Here is a 23,547-nt window from a genome sequence, read left to right as displayed (position 1 = left end):
GTATAGACCATCAGGAGAAGTCATTGATGAAAACCCGTCTAGCAGCTTCGCTGGCTGCTGCAGTGCTGGCCTTTGCCGGAACGAATCTGGCTCAGGCAGCACAGGTGACCGGCGCCGTCGGCGCCACTGGCCAAGGTGACATGACCTACCGTATCGGCCTGTCGTTCGACTGGGACAAGAAATGGCTGGAAAGCAGCACCGGTCATCTGACCGGGTACTGGGATGCGGCCTACACCTATTGGGAAGGCGGTGAGGCCAGTGGCGCGCACTCGCTGTCGTTCAGCCCGGTGTTCACCTACGAGTTCAGCGGTTTCACCTATACCCCGTACATCGAGGCCGGCATTGGCCTGGCGGCGTTTTCCAAGACCGACGTGGGCGACCAGCGCCTGGGCTCGTCGGTCAACTTCGAAGACCGCATCGGCTTCGGCCTGAAACTGCCGGGGGAGCAGAAGGTGGGGATCCGCGCGATGCACTACTCCAACGCGGGGCTCAAGCAGCCTAACGACGGCATCGAGTCGTACTCGCTGTTCTACAGCAAAGGGTTCTGAGACCAGGGGCCGCTTTGCGGCCCATCGCCGGCAAGCCAGCTCCCACAGGGACCGCGCAGTTCTTTGGATCTGCGCTGGCCCCTAAAGGGACTGCGTATGGCTGGGACGATGCGATCGAGGTGGGAGCTGGCTTGCCGGCGATGGGCTGCAAAGCAGCCCCATTAACTGTCAGAAGGTATACGAAACCCCAGCTTGCACCGTCCGCGGCGCTCCTGGGTAGGCGTAGAAGTTGAATGCTCCCTCGTCGTATTCCTTGTTGAACAGGTTCTTCAGGTCCAGGTTGAGGCGAATGTTGTCGTTGACCTTGTAAAAGGCCAGCAGGTCGACAACGGTGTACTGGTCCATGTTGTAAGTCACTGCCTCGGTTTGACCATTGCGGTCATCGACGTACTTCACCCCAACCCCCAGACCAAGGCCTTTAGCCAATCCGTCCTGGAATTCGTAGGTGTTGAGCAGGCTGAAGCTGTTCCTTGGAATGTTCGCCAGCCGGGTGCCAGAGGGCAGGCGGTTGTCCCTGGTCACTTCAGCGTCAACGTAGGCATAACCACCGATCACACGCCACTCCGGTGTCAGGTTTCCGGCAACGTTGATATCCAGGCCACGGCTACGTACTTCGCCAGCGGCAAGGTTGTAGTTGGGGTCCGCCGGGTCGCGTGTCAGCACATTTTCCTTGACGATGTGGTAGATCGCCGCGTCAACGCTCAGTTGACGGTCCGGCGCTTCCCATTTCACACCCAGCTCATACGACTTGCCTTTCTCGGGGTCGAAGCCCGAACCTTGCAGGCTGGCGCCGCTGTTGGGCTTAAATGAACGGGCGGTATTGGCATAGACGGCAACCGTATCGGTCAGGTCGTAGATCAGGCCAAAGCGCGGGGTGACGCCGTTTTCGCCCTTGCTGAAGTCGCGGTTTGCGGGCCGCTTGTCGTCGTAATCATGCTCGAAACGTTCGAAGCGCACACCGGCCAACGCCTTCAGGCGCTCGGTAAGGGCCACCTGGTCCTGGATGAAGAAAGCCCAGGTTTTCAGGTTTTCTGTATCCCAGGTTGTAGGCACTGAAGCTAATGCCGGCCTTGGCTGGCCCAGTACCGGGTTGTAGATGTCGATTGGGTAGGAGGCAGTGGATCGTCGGATGATAGAGCTGTAGTCGTAGTCTTCGTACTCGATGCCAGTCAGCAGGGTGTGGCTGAACGCTCCTGTATCGAAATGCCCGGTCAGGTTCAGTTGCCAATCGCGATCAGTCCACTCCAGCTTGCGATAGTTGAAGTTTCGCTGCAGCGTGCGGCCGTCTGCGGGTGCGCCATTGGCTTCGACAGCATTACCCTTGAGCGAGCCATCCAAAAACTGGAACCCGCCACCCAGCGTCCAGTTATCGTTGAGCAGGTGTTCGAAACGCACCTGAGCCATGTTGTTATCGTTGTGCAGAAGGTTGTCGCTGCCTTTTTCCCAGATATAGGTGTCGCGCGAGGCGCTGCCGGTCTGGGTGGCGTAGCGGGTCAGGCCACGGTCCAGTGGGTGGTTGTTGCGCATGAAATCGCCCTCGAAGACGATCTTCGTGCTGTCGTTGACCTGCCAGCTGAGCACCGGCGCCACGTCATAGCGCTCGCTTTCCACGTCGTCACGGAAGCTTTCGCCGCCTTCGCCCAGCAGGTTCAGGCGGTAGGCCAGCGAACCGTCCTGGTTCAGCGGCCCGGTGGCGTCCAGGGTCGCGCGGTGCATGCCCTGGTCATCGAACTGGCTGCCCAGGGTGACTTTCGACTCTGGCAGCGGCTGCTTGCTGACCACGTTGAAGGTGCCGCCGGGGTCGCCACGGCCGTACAGGCTGCTGGCCGGGCCACGGATCACTTCCAGGCGCTCGACGGTGTTGGCGTCGGGGGCGTTGGGGTAGCCGCGGTTGATCGGGAAACCGTTGCGGTAGAACTCCCCGGTGGTGAAGCCACGCACGGTGAAGGTGGTCAGGCCCTGGCCGCCGAAGTTGTTGGCGCGGCCGACACCGCCGGCGTAGTCCAGGCCGTCCTGCAGCCGCGTGGCGCCGGTGTCTTCCAGTACATCCTTGGGCACCACGCTGACCGATTGCGGGGTTTCGTGCAGGGCGGTGTCGGTGCGGGTGGCGCTGGCCGAGCGAGTAGCCTTGTAGCCCTCGACCGGGCCATCGGCACGTTCGCTGTCGGCGCTGCTGGTGATGTTCAGGGCCTGGAGTTCGATCTGGGCGGGTTCGCCGAGCGGTTCAGGCTCGGCAAAGGCCAGTGGGGAGATAGCATGAAGCACACAAAGCGAAACGAACGTGCGACGCATCGACGGTACGATCCTGGAGTAGGGCGCTGAGGGTAGGGTGGGCAAGCGCCGAGAAAGTACTACGAATCATTATCAAATGCATTCTTTTTGTGTGGCACTGGTGTACCAGATACCAAAGGTGAAATCCGTGTTGGCTTCTTCGCGGGTAAACCCGCTCCCACAGGGGTTTCACCAGGCCTGAGGTCAGTGGGATACCTGTGGGAGCGGGTTCACCCGCGAAGAGGCCGGTGCAGATTTACCAGCTCTCAGCGAACCGACTTGATCGCCAGCACATTGCACAGCGGATGCTCCAGCACATGCGCCGTGGTCCCGCCCAGGAACGTCTGCATGGCATCATGCCTGTGGCTGCCCATCACGATCACATCCGCCCGGCTGTGCCCGACGAACTGGGCAATCACCTTGATCGCGGCCCCTTCCAGGAAGTGCCTGCGCTCCAGCGGGATCTGGTGGTGGTCGCCCAGCCGGTTGAACGCCGCCCGCTGCGCGGTGCGCACGCTGACATCGAAGCCTGGCATGGTCACCGTGCCGGCGCCGAAGTCGGCAATGTGGGTCTTGGCCGCGTCGCACACATGCAGCAGGTGCAGTTCGGCATTGCACTGCAGGGCCAGGGCATGGGCGCAATGGATCACCTGCTCATCCAGGTGCTCGCCGGCGCCATGGCTGTTCAGGTCCACCGCGGCGGCAATCTGCCGGGGCAGGGGCAGGCGGATATCGCTGACCAGGTGCACGGCGACCGGGCTGTCCTTGAGCAACTGCCAGTCCAGTGGCGTTACCAGCAGGCGCTTGAGCACCGGTTCGTGCTGCACGTCCTTGATCAGCAGGTCGCAACCCAGCCGTTCCACCCGCTCCAGCACGCTGCCCAGCGGGTCGCGGGTCAGCAGCAGTTCGGTAGACACATCCAGGCCGGCGTTGGCCAGTTGTTCGGCTTCGTCCGCCAGCCATTGGCGGTTGTCGCTGAGCAGCCGCTCACGCTCGCGGCTATCGCTCATCAAACCGAAGGTGTCGACATCGTCGACGAACACGTTGATATCCAGCAAGGCACCGCTGGATTCCGCCAACGCCGCAGCGCGTTGCAGCGCTGGCGTGTGGCGCATCTGCGGGCCGAGCATGACGAACAGACGCTTGAACTGGCTCATCTCACACCTCCACGTGTGGCAGCCCCCCGGTGTCTGGTCTTGTTCAGTCTAGACCGCGCAGGGCCGCATGAGCAGCCGACGGAGGCTGGCGCGGCACGGTGTGTCGGGTATGATGCGGGCCCCATCATTTTCACGAGGCCCGCCCCATGTCCCTGAGTGCTGAACAGATCGGCGAATTCCGCGCCTTCGCCGAGCAGCTGGCCGATGCTGCTGCCGTGGCGATCAAGCCATACTTTCGCGCCAGCCTGGACGTCGAGGACAAGGGGGGGCGCCTGTACGATCCGGTGACCGTGGCCGACAAGGCAGCCGAGGACGCCATGCGCGAGCTGATCCAGGCACGCTATCCCGAGCACGGCATCCTCGGTGAAGAAGCCGGCGTGGCAGTCGGCAGCAGCCCGCTGACCTGGGTGCTCGACCCGATCGACGGCACCCGTGCCTTCATCACCGGCCTGCCGCTGTGGGGCACGCTGATTGCCCTGAACGACGGCACGCGCCCGGTGGTAGGGGTGATGAACCAGCCGTTCACCGGCGAACGCTTTGTCGGCACACCGGAAGGCGCCTGGCGCAGCGGTACGCCGTTGCAGACCCGCGCCTGTGCCGACCTGGCCTCGGCCACGCTGATGTGCACCACGCCGGACATGTTCGATACCGCCGCGCGCAAGGCTGCATTCGAAGCCGTTGCCGGCAAGGCGCGCCTGATGCGCTACGGTGGCGATTGCTATGCCTACTGCATGCTGGCTTCCGGGTTTGTCGACGTGATCGTCGAGGCGAGCCTGCAGCCGTATGACGTGCAGGCGCTGATGCCGATCATCGAAGGGGCGGGCGGGGTGATCACGGCGTGGGATGGCAGCAGCGCGCAGAATGGCGGGTGCGTGGTGGCCTGTGGTGACCCGGCGCTGCATGCACAGGTGGTGGAGATGTTGCGTCACGCCATGTGATTCATGTGATCCATGTGATCCATGTGTTGCTTGTGCCGGCCTCTTCGCGGGTAAACCCGCTCCCACAGGTACTGCGCAGTTTTCAAGATATGTGGTGATCTTGTGGGAGCGGGTTTACCCGCGAAGAGGTCGGCACAGGTATCCATAACCCCGATCACCGCACTTTTTCCAATTTCCGGGCTCTATGCTTGGCCAGGCCACACTGATCCCCGGTGCGGCCGCCGAATATCGACCCGGTGCCGATGGTTGCAAGCAAGCCAAAATTCTTCCTCCGCCTGCTATTGGCAGGCACCCTCACGTGCCTGTGCGCCTGCACCCAGCAGCAGGGTCGCGACATGGTCAACCAGCTCGGCAACGGCAAGCCCAGCGAACTGTTCCAGACCAGCGTCGACCGCCTGGCCACGCTGTCCATGCGCGACAACCTGCAGAGCTTGTACCTGCTGATGAACAAGCTTTACCTGCGCAACCCCAACCAGTGGAAGCTGTCCGGCTACGTGGACGCGGCCACTGCCGAGCGGCAGATCCGTATCGCCATCGAACAACGCCAGCCCTTGCCGCAATTGGGCAACCGTCGCGACCTGGCAGCCTTGAGCTATGCCCTGAGCCCCGAGTTTCGCGGTGACCGGGTGGGCGCCTTCATCTACGCCATCGGCAGCATGCTGATCACCGCGCACGGCGGGCGTACCGAGTTCTACATGACCGATACCATCGACCCGCTGTTCGTCAACAACGCGGCGCGCAATATCGAGAAGGCCACCTGGATGCTGAGCCAGCGGCAGGATGCCAATGGCGTGCTGCTGTTGTTCTCCAACGAAATCTCGGAAGAGGGCAGCAACCTGAGTTTTGCCGTTGAGTTCGGCAAGATCGTGGCACGGCTGGACTTGCTGGCGGAGTTGCTGGATGAGCGGTACAGGCGGATTGGCTTGAATTATGCGCAAAGCCTGCTGTTGATGAACTTCCTGCCGGTGCAGTGAAATGGGTGGTTCCGGGTTGCCTGTACCGGCCTCTTCGCGGGCATGCCCGCTCCCACAGGGATATCACCAGCCTGAAGGGCGATGAAGTACCTGTGGGAGCGGGCGTGCCCGCGAAGGGGCCAGCACAGGCAGCCGACATTCAGCGGGTACGCAACGACTCCAGCAACGGCTGAAACTCTGCCAGCAACCAGTCCCGCAAGCGGCAGCAACTGGAGTCATGGTCCTTGTCTTCGTTGAACGCCAGGAAGTGGAAGGTATCCTTGAGCACCAGTTCCTCTTCCACCGGCCTTGCCAGCAGCCCTTGGGCCACCAGCGGCTCTACCAGGTGGTGCCAGCCCAGCGCCACGCCCTGGCCTCCCAGGGCCAGCTGCACCAGCAGGTTGTAATCGTTGGCATTGAAGAAGTGCGGGCCGGTGTTGGCGCGGCTTTTCAGGTCGATGTCATGGAACGCCAACCAGACGTTCCAGTCCACGTGCTCGGCCACCTGCGAGCGGCCATAAGGGCTGAGGTTCAACAATGTGCCATCACGCAGCCCCTGCAGGGTACGCACCTCTGGGTGCTGCGCCAGGTACAGCGGTGTGCACACCGGGTAGATCACGTCGTGGTTGAGCTGGTGCGAGCTGTAGCCCGCCTGCACCTTGCCCAGTTTGGTGATGTAGATGTCCGGGCGAACCCCGGGCTCCATGGCCAGGAAGTTCTGCGTGGTCACCAGGTTGATGTCGATGTCCGGGTTCTCATCGAAGAACCTCGGCATCCGCGGCCCCATCCACAAGGCGGCGAAGGCCGGCGAACAGCACAGGGTGACCACCTGCTTGCTGTTGGTGTTGCTGCGAATGCGCTCGGCAGCCTGGGAAATGTTGACGAACGACAACTGCACCGCATCGAAGAAGATCGAACCGGCCACCGTCAGCTCCACCGCACGGCCCACGCGGGTGAACAACTCGGCGCCCAGATAGGTTTCCAGTTCGCGGATTTGCCGGCTGACCGCTGCCTGGGTCACGCACAGCGCCTCGGCGGCGCGGGTGAAGTTCTGGTACTTGGCGGCGGCGACGAAGACTTTGACCGCACGTAGCGAGGGCATCTTGATCAGCGTCTGATCGGGTTCGGAGTGTCTGACCATGTCGGTGGGGTGCAGGTCCTTTGTAGGAGCAGCCTTGTGCTGCGAAAGGGCCCCTACAGGCACCCATGGCTCAAGTGTATGAGCCGCTCTCTTCGCTGCACAAGGCTGCGCCTGCATTCAAGCGCACTGCGCCAGGCTGTGGCTCGGGGCTCAGGCCCTGATTGATAACTTCAGGTAATGGTTTGCGTGAAACAAATGTCGTTGGACCCGCTCTGGCTCAAGGCCTAACGTTGAACACACGGCGCGACATTCGAGACATCGATAGTCGGACAATTTTGAAGCAGGACATTCTGCGTGCCGGTTTTGACTCACGTTCGAATTTGAACGGACTGCCAAGCGTACTCGCACTGATCTCTACCCGCCTTATTGAAAGTGCGATGTTGAAAGATTGGTTATAAGCATAATAAAGAGGGTCGTATGAGCCATGCCGATGAGATTCTTTCGGTAAAAAACATCTTCAAAGTGTTCGGTCCCAACCCGAACATGGCCATGGAGATGCTCCGCAAAGGGGCCGACAAGAACGAAATCTTCAGCAAGACCGGCCACGTCGTCGGCGTGTTCGATGCAAGCTTTTCTGTCAAGCGTGGCGAAATCTTCGTCATCATGGGCCTGTCCGGTTCGGGCAAGTCGACCATGGTGCGGCTGTTCAACCGCCTGATCGAGCCCACCTCCGGCAGCATTCACCTCAACGGCAAGGAAATCACCGGGCTCTCCGACAAAGCCCTGCTGGATGTGCGCCGCAAGGAAATGGGCATGGTGTTCCAGTCATTTGCACTGATGCCGCACATGAGCGTGCTGGAAAACACCGCGTTTGGCCTGGAAATTGCCGGCGTAGCGGAGGCCGAACGCCACAGCCGCGCCCGTGAAGCATTGAGCCAGGTTGGCCTGGCCGGCCATGAAAACAGCTACCCGCACCAGTTGTCTGGCGGCATGCAGCAGCGTGTAGGCCTGGCCCGGGCCCTGGCCAACGACCCGGCGATCCTGCTGATGGACGAGGCGTTCTCCGCGCTCGACCCGCTGATCCGCAGCGAGATGCAGGGCGAGCTGATCCGCCTGCAGGCCGAGCAGCAGCGCACCATCATCTTCATTTCCCACGACATCGAGGAAGCCATCCGCATCGGCCACCGCATCGCGATCATGGAAGGTGGCCGCGTGGTGCAGATCGGCACCCCGCAGGAGCTGATCAACCAGCCGGCCAACGACTACGTGCGCACCTTCTTCAAGAGCTTCGACAGCTCGCGGGTGCTCAAGGCCGGTGATGTGGCCAAGTTCGACCCGGCGGTGGTGTGCAAGGTCAACGGCAAGGCCCCGAGCTTCCAGGCCGGCGTGCCGTTCGGCTACCTGGTCGACGACCGCGGGCAGTTGCTGGGCGTGGTCGACACCGACGCCAACGGCGCTACCGCCAGTGAGCGTTACAGCCTGCACGAGCAGTGCCCGGTATACACCGACACGCCACTGCACGAAGTGCTCGGGGTGGCGGCCGACCTGCCGTACCCGGTACCGGTGCTCGACCGCCAGGGCGCCTTCAAGGGCACGCTGTCGAAGAACGAGCTGTTGCAGACCCTGAGCCGCCACTAATACCCAGAGGTACACCCTCATGTCCGAATTCAGCATTCTCGACCCGTTCCAGGCGGCCACCATCCCCTTGGGCGACTGGGTCACCGCCACCCTGAACTTCCTGGTGCACAACTTCCGCGAGGTGTTTCGCGCCATCCGCTGGCCGATCGACCAGGTGCTCAATGGCATCGAGTTCACCCTGCAGAGCATCCCACCCACCATCGGCATCATCCTCTCGTCGCTGCTGGGCTGGCAGCTGGCCGGCAAGCGCATGGCCGTGCTGTGCTTCGTCACCCTGACCCTGCTCGGCCTGATCGGCGTTTGGGCCGAGTCGATGACCACCCTGGCGCTGGTGTTGACCTCGGTGTTCTTCTGCGCGGTCATCGGCATACCGCTGGGCATCCTGTGTGCCCGCAGCGACCGCCTGGAGCGCATCATCCGCCCGCTGCTCGACGCCATGCAGACCCTGCCGGCCTTCGTCTACCTGGTACCGGTGGTGATGCTGTTCGGCATCGGTAACGTGCCCGGCGTGCTGGTAACCATCGTGTTCGCCCTGCCGCCACTGGTGCGCCTGACCAACCTGGGTATTCGCCAGGTGCCGGAAGACAAGATCGAGGCCGCCCGTGCCTTCGGCTGCACGCCGCGGCAGATGCTGACCCGCGTGCAATTGCCGCTGGCCACCTCGACCATCATGGCCGGCCTCAACCAGACCTTGATGCTGTCGCTGTCGATGGTGGTGATCGCCTCGATGATTTCCGTCGGCGGCCTGGGCCAGATGGTCCTGCGCGGTATCGGCCGCCTCGACATGGGCCTGGCCACGGTCGGTGGCGTAGGGCTGGTGCTGCTGGCGATCTTCCTTGACCGCCTGACCCAGGCCATGGGCGCCCGCACCAGCGCCGACCCGAGCCTGCGCTGGTACCACACCGGCCCGGTAGGCGTGGTCATGCGCCTGTGTGGCGTGGCGCAACCGCAAGGGCAACGCAAGACCGCCTGAGCACTGCAAGGCTTTTGAGACGTTCGATCTGCCGCACTTGAAGATAAAAATCAGAAGAAGGTAAGCGACGATGCACGAATCCAAGTTCTCCCGCAGCATCCTCAAATGCGCCACTGCGCTGACCCTGGTGGCAGCCGCGCTGGGCGCGCACGCCTCGGCCGAAAAACCGGGGGAGGGCGTGAAGGTTACGCCGATCTTCCCCTCCATCGCCGAAGAGCGCTTCCGTGGCGAAGTGGCCATGGAAGGCCTGCGCGAGCTGGGCTACAAGGTCCAGGAGCCGAAGGAGACCGAGTACGGCGTGATGATGGTGGCCCTGGCCAACGGCGATGCCGACTTCACCGTGCACCTGTGGGACAAACTGCACAACCAGTTCTACCAGCAGGCCGGTGGTGACGACGTTATGGTCAAGACTGGCGACATCCTGCCGGGCGTTGCCCAAGGCTACCTGATCGACAAGAAAACCGCTGACCAGTACAACATCAAGTACATCACCGACCTCAAAAAGCCAGAGATCGCCAAGCTGTTCGACACCGACGGTGATGGCAAGGCCGACATGACCGGTTGCAACCCGGGCTGGGGTTGCGAGCTGGTGATTGCCCACCACATGAAAGCCTACGACCTGGACAAGAGTATCACCGTCAACCAGGGCTCCTACTTCGCGCTGATGGCCGACACCATCACCCGTTACAAGGAAGGCAAGCCGATCTTCTACTTCACCTGGGTGCCACAGTGGATCGCCAGCGTGCTGGTCGAGGGCAGGGACGTGGTCTGGCTGGAAGTGCCGAAGACCGACCTGCCGGATGGCAAGAATGATGTCGACACGATGTACCACGGCAAAAACCTCGGCTTTGCCATCGACAAGGTGGTGGCCGTGCTGAACAAGGACTTCGCCGAAGAGAACCCGGCAGCGCTGAAGTTCCTGTCGCTGGTGCAGATCAGCACCGACGACGAGAGCAACCAGAACCTGAAGATGCAGCAGGGCGAGAAGAAGCCTGCCGACATCACCCGCCATGCCAAGGAATGGGTAGCGGCGCACCGCCAGCAGTTCGACCAGTGGCTGCAAGCCTCTCGTGACGCTGCGGCCCAGGCTGGCAAGTAACCTGATCCATTAGCATTGGCTCCTTCGCGGGTGAACCCGCTCCCACAGGTACTGCACAGGCTCTGAATACTGTGCGATACCTGTAGGAGCGGGTTCACCCGCGAAGGGGGCAACGCGATTTCCGCTGTTGAGTGAATAGCCATGAGCCACTTCGAAAGCATCCTCAAGAACACCAACCTGGCCCACCTGGACCCGGCCATCCGCACTTCGCTGTCGATGCCATGCCAGCGTGTCGCCTTCGTCCTGCGCGAGCACTTCTCGATGATGGCCTTCACCGCCGCCATGGACAGTCTGGTCACCGCCAACCTGATGAGTGCCACGCCGTTGTTCCAGATTCAGGTAGTGGGTGAGGGTACCCAGGTGATGAGTGACCTTGGCATCGCCCTGCCGATCAACACCCAGCTGGCCGACCTGGAGGTGCAAGGCCTGGATTGCCTGCTGGTGTGCGGCGGCTTTCGTGTGCGCCTGGAAACCGCACCGCTGCTGCGCGCCAGGCTGCGTCAGGCCGACCAGCACGGCTGCCAGCTGGGCGGTTTGTGGAACGGTGCCTACTTCCTGGCCGAAGCCGGTTTGCTCAACGACCATGATTGCGCCTTCCACCCCGATGGCCGGGCGATGATGAGCGAGCTGTTCCCCAAGGTGCGCATCAGCCGCCAGGCCCATGTGCTGGACCGCCGGCGCATGAGCTGCGCGGGCGCCAGTAGCGCGCTGGACATGATGCTGGCGCTGCTTGAACAGTGCGGTGGCGTAGCGTTGCGCCGCGCCGTGGAGCAGATGCTGGCGTGCGACCGGGCGCGGGTACTGAGTGATGCACCTGCCAGCTCGCCGGAAATCGACCCCAGCCTGCCCAACGGCGTGCGCCTGGCCCTGGAGCTGATGCACGCCAATATCGAAGACCCGATCGGCATCGACGAGATCGCCGAGCATGCCGGCTTGTCCAGGCGGCATCTGGAGCGCCTGTTCCGCCGGCATGTACAGGCCACGCCGCCGCGTTACTATCTGGAGCTGCGGTTGACCCATGCGCGGCAGTTGCTGCAGCACACCAGCAAGTCATTGACCGAAGTGGCGGTGGCCAGCGGGTTTGTCAGCTTCCCGCATTTCTACCGGCGCTTCCGTGAGCTGTTCGCCATTGCCCCGCGGCAGTACCGGGCAAGGAGCCAAGGGTGGGCAGGGCGGCAGGATGTGGCTGTGCACTGAACTTTCGGTTGCCTGTGCCGGCCTCTTCGCGGGTAAACCCGCTCCCACAGGTAGTGCACAGGTCTTGCGGCAGTGGTGATCTCTGTGGGAGCGGGTTCACCCGCGAAGAGGCCGGCACAGGAAAACACCGTTCGATAAACGAACACTGGCCCTGTCATGCCTGTCCGCTATCCGCCCATCCATTCCCAAGGTCGCATTGCCCAACCCACGCCTTTTTGCTTAAGTGTGCCCATCCACCGGTTGTCGCCTGCCCCCGTGACCCGCAGCCGGCTCGATAGAATGACCGTGACGACCGCAACCACAGCCCCACCGGGCCGTAGGAAGCGGCGACCAGAACAATAACGATCCGAGTGCCTTGCCTATGGAAAGCCGCCTGCTGAGCGAGCGCAGTAGCGTGTTTCATCACGCCGACCCTTATGCTGTGTCCGATTATGTCAACCAGCACGTAGGCCAGCATTGCATCGGTCTGTCCCGCACCACTCATCCGCAAGCCAGCCTCAGCCACCGCAAGTTCGCCGAACTCGACCTGTGCCGCATCAGCTACGGCGGCAGCGTGCGCGTTACCTCGCCGGCACTGGAGACCATCTACCACCTGCAGGTGCTGCTCAACGGCAACTGCCTGTGGCGTGGACACAAGCGCGAGCACCATTTGGTGCCGGGCGAGCTGCTGCTGATCAACCCCGACGACCCGGTTGACCTGACCTACTCGGAAGACTGCGAAAAATTCATCCTCAAGGTGCCGACCCGGCTACTGGACTCCATCTGCGACGAACAGCGCTGGCACCGCCCTGATGGCGGGGTGCGCTTCTTGCGCAACCATTACCGGCTGGACGAACTGGACGGGTTCGTCAACCTGCTGGCCATGGTCTGCCAGGAGGCAGAGGTGAGCGATTCGCTGCCCAGGGTGCAGGGCCATTACAGCCAGATCGTCGCCAGCAAGCTGCTGACCTTGATGAGCACCAATATCCGCCGCGAAAGCCTGGGTTCGCCGGGTGCAAGCCTTGAACGGATCATCGACCACATCGACCGCAACCTGAAGCTTGAACTGACAGCTGAAGCACTGGCGGAGCAGGCGTGCATGAGCCTGCGCTCGTTGTATGCATTGTTCGACCGGCATCTGCAGACCACGCCCAAGCAGTATGTGCGCCAGCGCAAGCTGGAGCAGGTACATGCCTGCCTGGGTGATGCCAGTTGCGCGGTACGCAGCGTGACCGAACTGGCCATGGATTATGGCTTCATGCACCTGGGGCGGTTTTCCGAGGTGTATCGGCAGCAGTTTGGCGAGTTGCCCTCGGAAACCTTGCGTAATCGGCGCTGAGCCGCACCGGCCTCTTCGCGGGTAAACCCGCTCCCACAGTGCCCCGCAGAAACACCAGCCTGCACAAAACGGATAGCACCGCGCACAAACCGGATATTCCCGCCCAGTACCAATCCCTAACCTGACCAGGTCTAAACAATAACAAGGGAGACCCTGGCCATGTCCCTGGGATTCGACTACCTCAATGCCTTGCTCGAGGACGACCGTGAAAAGGGCATCTACCGCTGCAAGCGCGAGATGTTCACCGACCCACGCCTGTTCGACCTGGAGATGAAACACATCTTCGAGGGCAACTGGATCTACCTGGCCCATGAAAGCCAGATCCCCGAGAAAAACGACTTCCTCACCCTGACCATGGGGCGCCAGCCGATCTTCATCGCGCGCAACAAGGACGGTGAGCTCAATGCCTTCCTCAACGCCTGCAGCCACCGCGGCGCCATGCTCTGCCGGCACAAGCGCGGCAACCGCTCCAGCTACACCTGCCCGTTCCACGGCTGGACCTTCAACAACAGCGGCAAGCTGCTCAAGGTCAAAGACCCGAGCAACGCCGGCTACCCCGACAGCTTCAACTGCGACGGCTCCCATGACCTGACCAAGGTGGCGCGCTTCGAGTCGTACCGTGGCTTCCTGTTCGGCAGCCTGAATGCCGACGTCAAGCCGCTGGTCGAGCACCTGGGCGAGTCGGCCAAGATCATCGACATGATCGTCGACCAGTCGCCGGAAGGCCTGGAAGTGCTGCGCGGTGCCAGCTCGTACATCTACGAAGGCAACTGGAAGCTCACTGCCGAGAACGGCGCCGACGGCTACCACGTCAGTTCCGTGCACTGGAACTACGCCGCCACGCAGAATCAGCGCAAGCAGCGCGAGGCGGGTGAAGAGATCAAGACCATGAGTGCCGGCGCCTGGGCCAAGCAGGGCGGTGGCTTCTACTCCTTCGACCACGGCCACCTGCTGCTGTGGACCCGCTGGGCCAACCCCGAAGACCGCCCGGCCTACGAGCGCCGTGACCAGCTGGCCGCCGACTTCGGCCAGGCCCGTGCCGACTGGATGATCGAGAACTCGCGCAACCTGTGCCTGTACCCGAACGTGTACCTGATGGACCAGTTCAGCTCGCAGATCCGCATCGCCCGGCCTATTTCGGTGAACAAGACCGAAATCACCATCTACTGCATCGCGCCGAAAGGCGAGAGCGCCGATGCCCGCGCCAAGCGCATTCGCCAGTACGAAGACTTCTTCAACGTCAGCGGCATGGCCACCCCGGATGACCTGGAAGAGTTCCGCTCGTGCCAGACCGGCTACGGCGGCGGCACCGGCTGGAACGACATGTCCCGCGGCGCTGCGCACTGGGTGGAAGGCGCCGACGAGGCGGCCAGGGAGATCGAGCTCAAGCCGCTGCTGTCGGGCGTACGCACCGAGGACGAAGGCCTGTTCGTGCTGCAGCACAAGTACTGGCAGGACACCATGATCCAGGCCCTGAAGGACGAACAGCAACTGATCCCCGTGGAGGCCGTGCAATGAGCCTTTATGAAACCGTGCGCGACTTTCTCTACCGTGAAGCGCGCTACCTGGACGATGCCCAGTGGGACCAGTGGCTGGAGCTGTACGCCAGCGATGCCAGCTTCTGGATGCCGAGCTGGGACGATGACGACACCCTTACCGAAGACCCGCAAAGCGAAATCTCGCTGATCTGGTACGGCAACCGTGGCGGCCTGGAAGACCGGGTGTTCCGCATCAAGACCGAGCGCTCCAGTGCGACCGTGCCCGACACCCGCACCTCGCACAACATCAGCAACATCGAGATCGTCGAACAGGGCGAGGGTAGCTGCCAGGTGCGCTTCAACTGGCACACCCTGAGCTTCCGCTACAAGACCACCGACAGTTACTTCGGCACCAGCTTCTACACCCTCGACCTGCGCGGCGAGCAGCCGCTGATCAAGGCCAAGAAAGTGGTGCTGAAGAACGACTACGTGCGCCAGGTCATCGACATCTACCACATCTGATCCAGGGTTTTGCGAGTGCTGCCCGGTGCGTCCTGCGATGTGCCGTGGCCCGGCTCGCCCGCGAGGTGCAACATGAGCTACCAGATCGCACTGAATTTCGAAGACGGGGTGACCCGCTTCATCGAGGCCACCGGCCATGAAACCGTGGCCGATGCCGCCTATCGCCAGGGCATCAACATCCCGCTGGACTGCCGCGACGGCGCCTGCGGTACCTGCAAGTGCAAGGCCGAGTCCGGGCGCTACGACCTGGGCGACAACTTCATCGAAGACGCCCTGAGCGAAGACGAAGTCGCCGAAGGCTACGTACTGACCTGCCAGATGCGCGCCGAAAGCGACTGCGTCATCCGCATCCCGGCCTCGTCGCAGCTGTGCAAGACCGAGCAGGCCAGCTTCGAGGCCGCCATCAGCGATGTCCGCCAGCTGTCGGCCAGCACCATTGCCCTGTCGATCAAGGGCGAGGCCCTCAGCCGCCTGGCCTTCCTGCCGGGGCAGTATGTCAACCTCAAGGTGCCGGGCAGCGAGCAGAGCCGCGCCTATTCGTTCAGCTCGCTGCCGAAGGACGGCGAGGTCAGCTTCCTGATCCGCAACGTGCCGGGCGGGCTGATGAGCAGCTTCCTGACCAACCTGGCCAAGGCCGGCGACAGCATGACCCTGGCCGGGCCGCTGGGCAGCTTCTACCTGCGGCCGATCCAGCGCCCGCTGTTGCTGCTGGCCGGTGGCACCGGCCTGGCGCCGTTCACCGCGATGCTGGAGAAGATCGCCGAGCAGGGCAGCGAGCACCCGCTGCACCTGATCTACGGCGTGACCAACGACTTCGACCTGGTCGAGCTCGACCGCCTGCAGGCGCTGGCAGCGCGCATCCCCAACTTCACCTTCAGCGCCTGCGTGGCCAACCCGGACAGCCAGTACCCGCAGAAGGGCTACGTGACCCAGCACATCGAACCGCGCCACCTGAACGATGGCGATGTGGATGTGTACCTATGCGGCCCGCCACCGATGGTCGAGGCGGTCAGCCAGTACGTGCGCGAGCAGGGCATTACCCCGGCGAACTTCTATTACGAGAAGTTCGCGGCGGCGGCCTGACAGATCGCCGGGGCCGCTGTGCGGCCCTTTCGCGACACAAGGCCGCTCCCACATGCACCACGTTCCCCTGTGGGAGCGGCCTTGCGTCGCGATGGAGGGCGCAGCCCTCCCAATTGCCCTTACAAGGATCAAGCAGGAGACACACATGAACAACCGATTCCAAGGCAAGGTCGCCCTGGTCACCGGTGCCGCCCAGGGCATCGGCCGTGGCGTGTGCTGGCGGCTCAAGGCCGAAGGTGCGCAAGTGGTCGCTGTAGACCGCTCCGAACTGGTTCACGAACTGGCCGGCGAGGGCATGCTCACCCTCACTGCCGACCTGGAACAACACGCCGACTGCGCCCGGGTCATGGCCAGCGCGGTTGAAGCGTTCGGCCGCCTCGACATCCTGGTCAACAACGTCGGCGGCACCATCTGGGCCAAGCCCTTCGAACACTACGAAGTGGACCAGATCGAAGCCGAAGTACGCCGTTCGTTGTTCCCCACCCTGTGGTGCTGCCATGCCGCACTGCCGTACATGCTCGAACGCGGCAGCGGCGCCATCGTCAACGTCTCGTCCATCGCCACCCGTGGCGTCAACCGCGTGCCCTATGGCGCGGCCAAGGGCGGCGTCAACGCGCTGACTGCGTGCCTGGCCTTCGAAACCGCCGGCCGGGGCATCCGGGTCAACGCCACCGCTCCCGGCGGCACCGAGGCGCCACCCCGGCGCGTGCCGCGCAACAGTGCCGAGCAGACCGAACAGGAAAGGCACTGGTACCAGCAGATCGTCGACCAGACCCTCGACAGCAGCCTGATGCACCGCTACGGCAGCATCGACGAGCAGGTGGGCGCGATCCTGTTCCTCGCTTCCGACGAAGCCTCGTACATCACCGGCGTGACCTTGCCGGTAGGGGGCGGCGACCTCGGCTGAGCGACACCCACAAGGCAAAGAGCTTTCTTTCACAACAAAAACAAGAGCGACAGATGCCATGCGAACCCTTGACGTACACCCGATCATCGATAACGCGCGCTTTACCCCGTTCCACTGGATGGTCATGGCCTGGTGCGGCCTGCTGCTGATCTTCGACGGCTATGACCTGTTCATCTACGGCGTGGTACTGCCGGTCATCATGAAAGAGTGGGGCCTGACCCCGTTGCAGGCCGGTGCACTGGGCAGCTATGCGCTGTTCGGCATGATGTTCGGCGCCCTGGCCTTCGGCAGCCTGGCCGATCGAATCGGGCGCAAGAAGGGCATCGCCATCTGTTTCGCCTTGTTCTCCGGGGCGACCATCCTCAACGGGTTTGCCAGCAGCCCGAGCGAGTTCGGCATCTACCGCTTCATTGCCGGCCTGGGCTGTGGCGGCCTGATGCCCAACGCCGTGGCACTGATGAACGAGTACGCGCCCAAGCGCCTGCGCAGCACGCTGGTGGCGATCATGTTCAGTGGCTACTCGCTGGGCGGAATGCTCTCGGCGGGTGTTGGCATCTTCATGCTGCCGCGTTTCGGCTGGGAATCGATGTTCTTCGCCGCAGCGGTGCCACTGCTGCTGTTGCCGGTGATCCTCTACCACCTCCCGGAATCGATCGGTTTCCTGGTGCGCCAGGGCCGTACCGACGAGGCCCGCAAGCTGCTCAAGCGGCTGGACCCGGATTGCGACGTGCAGGCGGATGATGTGCTGCAGGCGGCCGACCGCAAAGGCGGCGGGGCGTCGGTGCTGGAACTGTTCCGCAACGGCCTGGCCATTCGCACCCTGGCGCTGTGGCTGGCGTTCTTCTGCTGCCTGCTGATGGTCTACGCGCTCAGTTCCTGGCTGCCGAAGCTGATGGCCAACGCCGGCTACAGCCTGGGCTCGAGCCTGTCGTTCCTGCTGGCGCTGAACTTCGGCGGCATGGCCGGGGCGATCCTCGGCGGCTGGCTGGGCGACCGCTACAACCTGGTCAAGGTCAAGGTGGCGTTCTTCATTGCCGCCGCGCTGTCGATCAGCCTGCTGGGCGTCAACAGCCCCATGCCGGTGCTGTACCTGCTGATCTTCATTGCCGGCGCCACCACCATCGGCACGCAGATCCTGCTGTATGCCGGCGCCGCCCAGCTGTACGGGCTATCAGTGCGTTCCACCGGGCTGGGCTGGGCCTCGGGCATCGGCCGTAACGGCGCCATCGTCGGCCCGCTGCTGGGTGGAGCGCTGATGGGCATCAACCTGCCCCTGCAACTCAATTTCATCGCCTTCGCCATCCCCGGCGCAATTGCCGCGCTGGCCATGGCCGTGCACCTGGCCAGCGGCCGTCGGCATGCCCAGGCCATTGCGGCGCAGGCGTAACTCCAGAACAACAACATGAGGTAACCCACCATGACCGTGAAAATTTCCCACACTGCCGAGGTACAGCAGTTCTTCGAAGAGGCCGCAGGCTTTGGCAACGATGCCGGCAGCCCACGCCTGAAGCGCATTGTGCAGCGCCTGCTGCAAGACACCGCGCGGCTGATCGAAGACCTGAAAATCAGCGAGGACGAGTTCTGGCATGCCGTCGACTACCTCAACCGCCTGGGCGGCCGCGGCGAGGCGGGGCTGCTGGTGGCGGGGTTGGGCATCGAGCACTTCCTCGACTTGTTGCAGGATGCCAAGGACCAGCAGGCAGGCCTTGTCGGCGGCACCCCACGCACCATCGAAGGCCCGCTGTACGTGGCCGGTGCGCCCATCGCCGAAGGTGAAGTGCGCATGGATGACGGTAGCGAGGAGGGCGTGGCCACGCCGATGTACCTCGAGGGCCAGGTGCTCGACCCACAAGGGCGGCCGTTGCCTGGGGCCACGGTTGACCTGTGGCATGCCAATACCCGTGGCACTTATTCGTTCTTCGATCAGAGCCAGTCCGAGTACAACCTGCGCCGGCGCATCGTCACCGATGCCCAAGGGCGCTACCGCGCGCGCTCCATCGTGCCGTCAGGCTATGGCTGCGACCCGCAGGGGCCGACCCAGGAGTGCCTGGACCTGCTGGGCCGCCATGGCCAGCGCCCGGCGCATGTGCACTTCTTCATCTCGGCGCCTGGGCACCGGCACCTGACCACGCAGATCAACCTGGCCGGGGACAAGTACCTGTGGGATGACTTTGCCTATGCCACGCGCGATGGGCTGGTGGGCGAGGTGGTGTTCGTCGAGGGCAAGGCGGGGCGGCATGCCGAGCTGAAGTTCGACTTCCAGTTGCAGCGGGCCCGGGGCGGTGCCGATGAGCAGCGCAGTGGGCGGCCGCGGGCGTTGCAGGAGGCCTGATCCACCCAGTTGGCTTCTTCGCGGGTGAACCCGCTCCCACAGGTACGGCGCAAATGCTGGAACCTGTGTAGTCCCTGTGGGAGCGGGTTTACCCGCGAAGAAGGCAACACAAGAACAAGAGCCGGTCACCTAGCCCGGCCAGATGCCTTGCGAGAGGTGCCATGAAAACCCTGATCAAGGACAGTTCACTGTCCGCCATCGTCGCCGGCTGCATCGCCACGATGATCTCTTACGCAGGCCCCCTGGTGATCATCTTCCACGCCGCAGAAGCCGCCGGCCTGTCCCATCGGCAACTGTCCTCCTGGGTCTGGGCAGTGTCCATGGGCAGCGCCGTGCTTGGCGCGCTGCTCAGCCTGCGCTATCGGGTGCCGGTGGTGATCGCCTGGTCGATCCCCGGCTCGGCGCTGCTGGTCACCGCCTTGCCGCAACTGGGCCTGGAACAGGCCGTGGGCGCCTACCTGGTGGCCAACCTGGTTTTGCTGCTGATCGGCATCAGCGGGGCCTTCGACCGCATCATCGCGCGCCTGCCAGGCTCCATCGCCGCCGGCATGCAGGCCGGCATCCTGTTCAGCTTCGGCGTCGAGGTGTTCCGCGCCTTGCCGGTGCAACCGCTGCTGGTACTGGCAATGTTCGTCACCTACGTGCTGATGCGCCGGCTGCAGCCGCGCTACGCCGTGGCGGCGGTGCTGTGCGTGGGCACGGTGGTGACCGTGGCCAGCGGGGCGTTTCGCAGCGAGGCGCTGGTGCTGGAGCTGGCGTCGCCGCAGTGGGTCACCCCGCAGTTCAGCCTGGCAGCGGTATTCAGCCTGGCACTGCCGCTGGTGCTGGTGGCCCTGACCGGGCAGTTCATGCCGGGCATGGCAGTGCTGCGCAACGCCGGCTACCCCACGCCGGCCAGCCCGATCATCAGTGCCAGCGCCGTGGCCGGCGCCGCGCTGGCGCCGTTCGGTTGCCACGGGCTGAACCTGGCGGCGGTCACCGCCAGCCTGTGCACTGGCCATGAAGCCCATGAAAACCCACGGCGGCGCTATGTCGCGGCGGTGGCTGGCAGTGCGCTGTACCTGCTGCTGGGGATCGCCGGGGCCACGCTGATGTCGCTGTTCGCAGCATTCCCCGCCGCCCTGATCGCCGCCCTGGCCGGGCTGGCCCTGTATGGCGCCATCAGCGACGCCCTGGCCCGCAGCCTGGCAGAACCGACCGAGCGCGATGCCGGGCTGTTCACCTTCCTGGTCACCGCTTCGGGGGTGGCCTTCCTGGGCCTGTCGGCAGCGTTCTGGGGCCTGCTGTTCGGCCTGCTGAGCCATGGGTTGCTCAGGCTGCGCCAGCCACGTGCCCGGGAGGTGCTGCGCCGTACCCCATGAACCGCCGTGCTTCCAACGCTTTACCCATAAAAACAAGATCAAGAGAGCTTCGGAATGAACAACACCCCTTGCGTCGCCCTGGGCCTGACTTTGCTCAGCCAACCGTTGCTGGCCGCCGAAGGCGGCTTCTTCGAAGATTCGAAGGCCACCCTGAGTGCCCGTAACTACTACTTCAGCCGCGACTTCTCCGACATCGTCGGGGCCAACCGGCAATCCAAGGCCGAGGAGTGGGCCCAGGGCTTCATCCTCGACTTCAAGTCGGGCTACACCCCGGGCACGGTCGGCTTTGGCGTGGACGCCCTGGGCCTGCTGGGCATCAAGCTCGACAGCAGCCCCGACCGCACCAACACCGGGTTGCTGCCGGTGCACGGCGATGGCCGCGCTGCCGACGAATACAGCCGCCTGGCGCCCACCTTCAAGGCCCGGTTGTCCAGGACCGAATTGCGCGTCGGCGAACTGCAACCCAACCTGCCGGTGCTGACCTTCAGCGACATCCGCCTGTTGCCTCCCACCTACCAGGGCGCAAGCCTGAGTTCGGCGGAAATCGACGGCCTGACCGTGCAGGCCGGGCACCTGAAAAGCACCCACCTGCGCAACGAAGGCGGCGACGGCAAGATGAACGCCATGCTCGGCCATGTGCCGATGCGCCAGGCAGAAAGCGATGCCTTCAACTACCTGGGCGGGGATTATGCGTTCAATGCCAACCAGAGCAGCGTCAGCCTGTGGTACGGGCAACTGGAGGACATCTACGAACAGGGCTTTGTCGGCCTCAAGCACAGCAAGCCCGTAGGCAACTGGGTGCTCAGCGCCAACCTGGGGTATTTCACTGCACGCGAGGATGGCGATGCGTTGCTCGGCAACATCGACAACCAGGCGTTTTTCTCGATGTTCACGGCCCGGCATGGCGGGCACAGCTTCCATGCCGGCTACCAGGGCATTTATGGCGACAGCCCGTTCCCACGGGTGTTTGCCAACATCTCGCCGCTGGGTAACGAAGTGCCGACCTATGAGTTCGCCTACACCGACGAACGCTCGTACCAGGTGCGCTACGACTACAACTTCGCGGCCATGGGCGTGCCGGGGCTGACGGCTACCGTGCGCTACATCACCGGTAACAATGTCGACACTGGGCTGGGTTATGAAGGGCGCGACCGCGAGCGCGACCTGGACATCGGTTACGCCGTGCAGGGCGGGGTGCTGAAGGGGCTGGGGATCCGGGTGCGCAATGCCATGGCCCGGTCCAACTACCGCAGCGACATCGACGAGAACCGCTTGACGCTGGTGTACACCTGGCAGTTGTTCTGACGCATCCACAGGGTGCCTGCAGGACCTTTGTAGGAGCTGCACATAACTCATTGAGTTAGCAGGGACCCTGTGGGAGCGGCTTTAGCCGCGAACACCGGCGCAGCCGGTGCCATGCACCGCGTTGGATTCTTCGCGGCTAAAGCCGCTCCCACAGGGTACGCGGATTGCTTGCACTTTCAGTTATCTACGCGACAGCGCAGCCCAAAGGGCTGGGCCATCTCCCACAATGAAAGCCCATAACCAAGGGAATTGCGCATCAGGGCAGGATGAAGGTAGCTTCTGGAAACCACCTTTTCAGGAATGCCACCCTTGGACTCCATCACCCAGGCCGTACTCGGCGCGGCCCTGCAAGGTACCGTACTCGGCCGCATCCAGGGCCGCCGCTCACTGCTGTATGGCGCGGCGCTGGGCACGCTTCCCGACCTGGACGTGATCATCCGCTACGCCGACCCGGTGTCGCAGATGACCTACCACCGCGGCTTTTCTCATTCCCTGTTCGTGCTCACCGGGCTGGCCTTGCTGCTGGCCTGGCTGGTCAACAAGTGCTGGCCTGGCAAAGGCTATACCTTGCCCAGGCTGTTCATGGCGTTCTGGCTGGTACTGGTCACCCATCCCTTGCTCGACGCCTTCACGGTCTACGGCACGCAGTTGTTCTGGCCCTTGCAGGCCACCCCGGAAAGCTGGGCCGCGGTGTTCATCATCGACCCGGTCTACACCGTGCCGCTGCTGGCCGCGGTGATCTACGCAATCATCAAGGGGCTGACCAGCAAGGCTACGCAGCTACTCACCTTGGCCCTGGTATTCAGCGCGGCCTACCTGGGTTTCGGCCTGGCCGGACGCATGGCGGCCGAGCAACGTTTCCAGGCTGCCCTCGATCGCCAAGGTATCGCCGTCAGCGAGGTACGTGCCGTGCCGATAGCTTTCAACAGCCTGGTCTGGCGAGTGCTGGCCAAGACCCCGGATGGCGATTACTACGAAGGCATCAGCAGCGGGTTCGACCAGCAAGCGCCAGAAATGCAGCGTTTGCCGCGTAATCTGCAACTGGCGCAAGCGCTGGCCGGGCACCCGTTGCACCAGCGTTTGCGCTGGTTCACCGATGACTGGCTGCGCTACGACCAGATCGGCGATGCGCTGGTGGTCAGCGACCTGCGCATGGGCATCCCGGGGAACTACACGTTCCGCTTCAACATGGCCCACCGTGACAGCCAGGGGCACTGGATCGCCGATGTGCCGTCGATGTGGAAGGGCGCTGGACCAGGGGCGGCGTTCAATGGCGACGACCTGGTGCTGATCTGGCGACGGATCGTCGAACAGCAGCCACCCTTGCCGCTGGCTGCCTGGACCGACCGTTACCTGGGCCCTGGCGCAGTCGAGCCCGGGCGCTGA

At 63.5% G+C, this 23,547-nt stretch carries 20 protein-coding genes; 17 read left to right on the top strand and 3 right to left on the bottom strand.

Annotation, left to right across the window (positions count from 1 at the left end; translation table 11 throughout):
- The first annotated feature begins 26 nt into the window (after positions 1-26).
- Positions 27-548, top strand: a complete 522-nt coding sequence (locus RYH74_RS15720; RefSeq protein WP_046614221.1) for an acyloxyacyl hydrolase — start codon at positions 27-29, stop codon at positions 546-548.
- A 168-nt stretch (positions 549-716) separates the two neighbouring features.
- Here the strand turns inward: RYH74_RS15720 and RYH74_RS15715 are convergent, their stop codons facing one another.
- Both RYH74_RS15715 and RYH74_RS15710 read right to left on the bottom strand, forming a co-directional pair.
- The gene (locus RYH74_RS15715; RefSeq protein ID WP_317409706.1) at positions 717-2,840 is read right to left on the bottom strand and encodes a TonB-dependent siderophore receptor; all 2,124 of its coding nucleotides are present in this window, start codon (positions 2,838-2,840) and stop codon (positions 717-719) included.
- 245 nt (positions 2,841-3,085) lie between these two features.
- Entirely contained in the window at positions 3,086-3,976 is an 891-nt protein-coding gene (locus RYH74_RS15710) for a universal stress protein (protein WP_317409705.1), read from the bottom strand.
- 146 nt (positions 3,977-4,122) lie between these two features.
- Here RYH74_RS15710 and hisN point away from each other — a divergent pair, with 146 nt between their 5' ends.
- Together hisN and RYH74_RS15700 are read left to right on the top strand one after the other, a co-directional pair.
- Positions 4,123-4,914, top strand: coding sequence for a histidinol-phosphatase (gene hisN, locus RYH74_RS15705; protein WP_075045172.1), 792 nt, complete (start codon positions 4,123-4,125; stop codon positions 4,912-4,914).
- Between the two features lie 242 nt (positions 4,915-5,156).
- A complete protein-coding gene (locus tag RYH74_RS15700; protein WP_025339031.1) occupies positions 5,157-5,888 on the top strand; it encodes a hypothetical protein in 732 nt (243 codons plus the stop codon).
- 139 nt (positions 5,889-6,027) lie between these two features.
- Here the strand turns inward: RYH74_RS15700 and RYH74_RS15695 are convergent, their stop codons facing one another.
- On the bottom strand, positions 6,028-7,008 hold the full coding sequence (locus tag RYH74_RS15695) for a LysR family transcriptional regulator (RefSeq protein ID WP_025339032.1): 981 nt from the start codon (positions 7,006-7,008) through the stop codon (positions 6,028-6,030).
- 417 nt (positions 7,009-7,425) lie between these two features.
- On the opposite strand from RYH74_RS15695, the gene RYH74_RS15690 reads away from it, so the two are divergent.
- The 14 genes from RYH74_RS15690 to RYH74_RS15625 all read left to right on the top strand — a co-directional run bounded on the left by RYH74_RS15690 (position 7,426) and on the right by RYH74_RS15625 (position 23,547).
- Positions 7,426-8,586 carry a glycine betaine/L-proline ABC transporter ATP-binding protein gene (locus tag RYH74_RS15690; protein WP_025339033.1) on the top strand — a complete coding sequence of 387 codons (1,161 nt, stop codon included), beginning with the start codon at positions 7,426-7,428 and terminating at the stop codon, positions 8,584-8,586.
- Between the two features lie 19 nt (positions 8,587-8,605).
- The gene (proW, locus tag RYH74_RS15685; RefSeq protein ID WP_317409704.1) at positions 8,606-9,559 is read left to right on the top strand and encodes a glycine betaine/L-proline ABC transporter permease ProW; all 954 of its coding nucleotides are present in this window, start codon (positions 8,606-8,608) and stop codon (positions 9,557-9,559) included.
- 70 nt (positions 9,560-9,629) lie between these two features.
- Positions 9,630-10,658 (top strand): glycine betaine/L-proline ABC transporter substrate-binding protein ProX, encoded by a 1,029-nt coding sequence (proX, locus tag RYH74_RS15680; RefSeq protein ID WP_085664793.1) that lies wholly within the window; start codon positions 9,630-9,632, stop codon positions 10,656-10,658.
- A 141-nt stretch (positions 10,659-10,799) separates the two neighbouring features.
- Positions 10,800-11,855, top strand: a complete 1,056-nt coding sequence (locus RYH74_RS15675; protein ID WP_075045176.1) for a GlxA family transcriptional regulator — start codon at positions 10,800-10,802, stop codon at positions 11,853-11,855.
- A gap of 361 nt (positions 11,856-12,216) precedes the next feature.
- Positions 12,217-13,173 (top strand): helix-turn-helix transcriptional regulator, encoded by a 957-nt coding sequence (locus tag RYH74_RS15670; protein ID WP_075045177.1) that lies wholly within the window; start codon positions 12,217-12,219, stop codon positions 13,171-13,173.
- Positions 13,174-13,332: 159 nt separating this feature from the next.
- Positions 13,333-14,691: a benzoate 1,2-dioxygenase large subunit gene (gene benA / locus RYH74_RS15665; RefSeq protein ID WP_046614216.1), complete on the top strand. Its 1,359-nt coding sequence runs from the start codon at positions 13,333-13,335 to the stop codon at positions 14,689-14,691.
- Positions 14,688-15,173 carry a benzoate 1,2-dioxygenase small subunit gene (benB, locus tag RYH74_RS15660; protein WP_004374327.1) on the top strand — a complete coding sequence of 162 codons (486 nt, stop codon included), beginning with the start codon at positions 14,688-14,690 and terminating at the stop codon, positions 15,171-15,173. The genes benA and benB overlap by 4 nt, the downstream gene beginning before the upstream one ends.
- A 72-nt stretch (positions 15,174-15,245) precedes the next feature.
- Complete coding sequence (gene benC, locus RYH74_RS15655; RefSeq protein WP_317409703.1) at positions 15,246-16,256, top strand: benzoate 1,2-dioxygenase electron transfer component BenC; 1,011 nt, start codon at positions 15,246-15,248, stop codon at positions 16,254-16,256.
- 145 nt (positions 16,257-16,401) lie between these two features.
- Complete coding sequence (locus tag RYH74_RS15650) at positions 16,402-17,163, top strand: 1,6-dihydroxycyclohexa-2,4-diene-1-carboxylate dehydrogenase (RefSeq protein WP_075045179.1); 762 nt, start codon at positions 16,402-16,404, stop codon at positions 17,161-17,163.
- Between the two features lie 58 nt (positions 17,164-17,221).
- On the top strand, positions 17,222-18,550 hold the full coding sequence (locus RYH74_RS15645; protein ID WP_075045180.1) for an MFS transporter: 1,329 nt from the start codon (positions 17,222-17,224) through the stop codon (positions 18,548-18,550).
- A gap of 30 nt (positions 18,551-18,580) precedes the next feature.
- Complete coding sequence (gene catA / locus RYH74_RS15640; protein ID WP_317409702.1) at positions 18,581-19,495, top strand: catechol 1,2-dioxygenase; 915 nt, start codon at positions 18,581-18,583, stop codon at positions 19,493-19,495.
- Between the two features lie 161 nt (positions 19,496-19,656).
- A complete protein-coding gene (locus RYH74_RS15635) occupies positions 19,657-20,856 on the top strand; it encodes a benzoate/H(+) symporter BenE family transporter (RefSeq protein WP_317409701.1) in 1,200 nt (399 codons plus the stop codon).
- Between the two features lie 54 nt (positions 20,857-20,910).
- Positions 20,911-22,161, top strand: coding sequence for an OprD family porin (locus RYH74_RS15630; protein WP_075045183.1), 1,251 nt, complete (start codon positions 20,911-20,913; stop codon positions 22,159-22,161).
- A 309-nt stretch (positions 22,162-22,470) separates the two neighbouring features.
- Positions 22,471-23,547 (top strand): metal-dependent hydrolase, encoded by a 1,077-nt coding sequence (locus RYH74_RS15625; RefSeq protein ID WP_317409700.1) that lies wholly within the window; start codon positions 22,471-22,473, stop codon positions 23,545-23,547.

It is taken from the genome of Pseudomonas sp. LSJ-87 (assembly GCF_032971465.1).
Lineage (GTDB): Bacteria > Pseudomonadota > Gammaproteobacteria > Pseudomonadales > Pseudomonadaceae > Aquipseudomonas > Aquipseudomonas putida_Z.
Note: the sequence above shows the minus strand (reverse complement) of the source record. Positions and strands in the feature narration are given on the sequence as shown.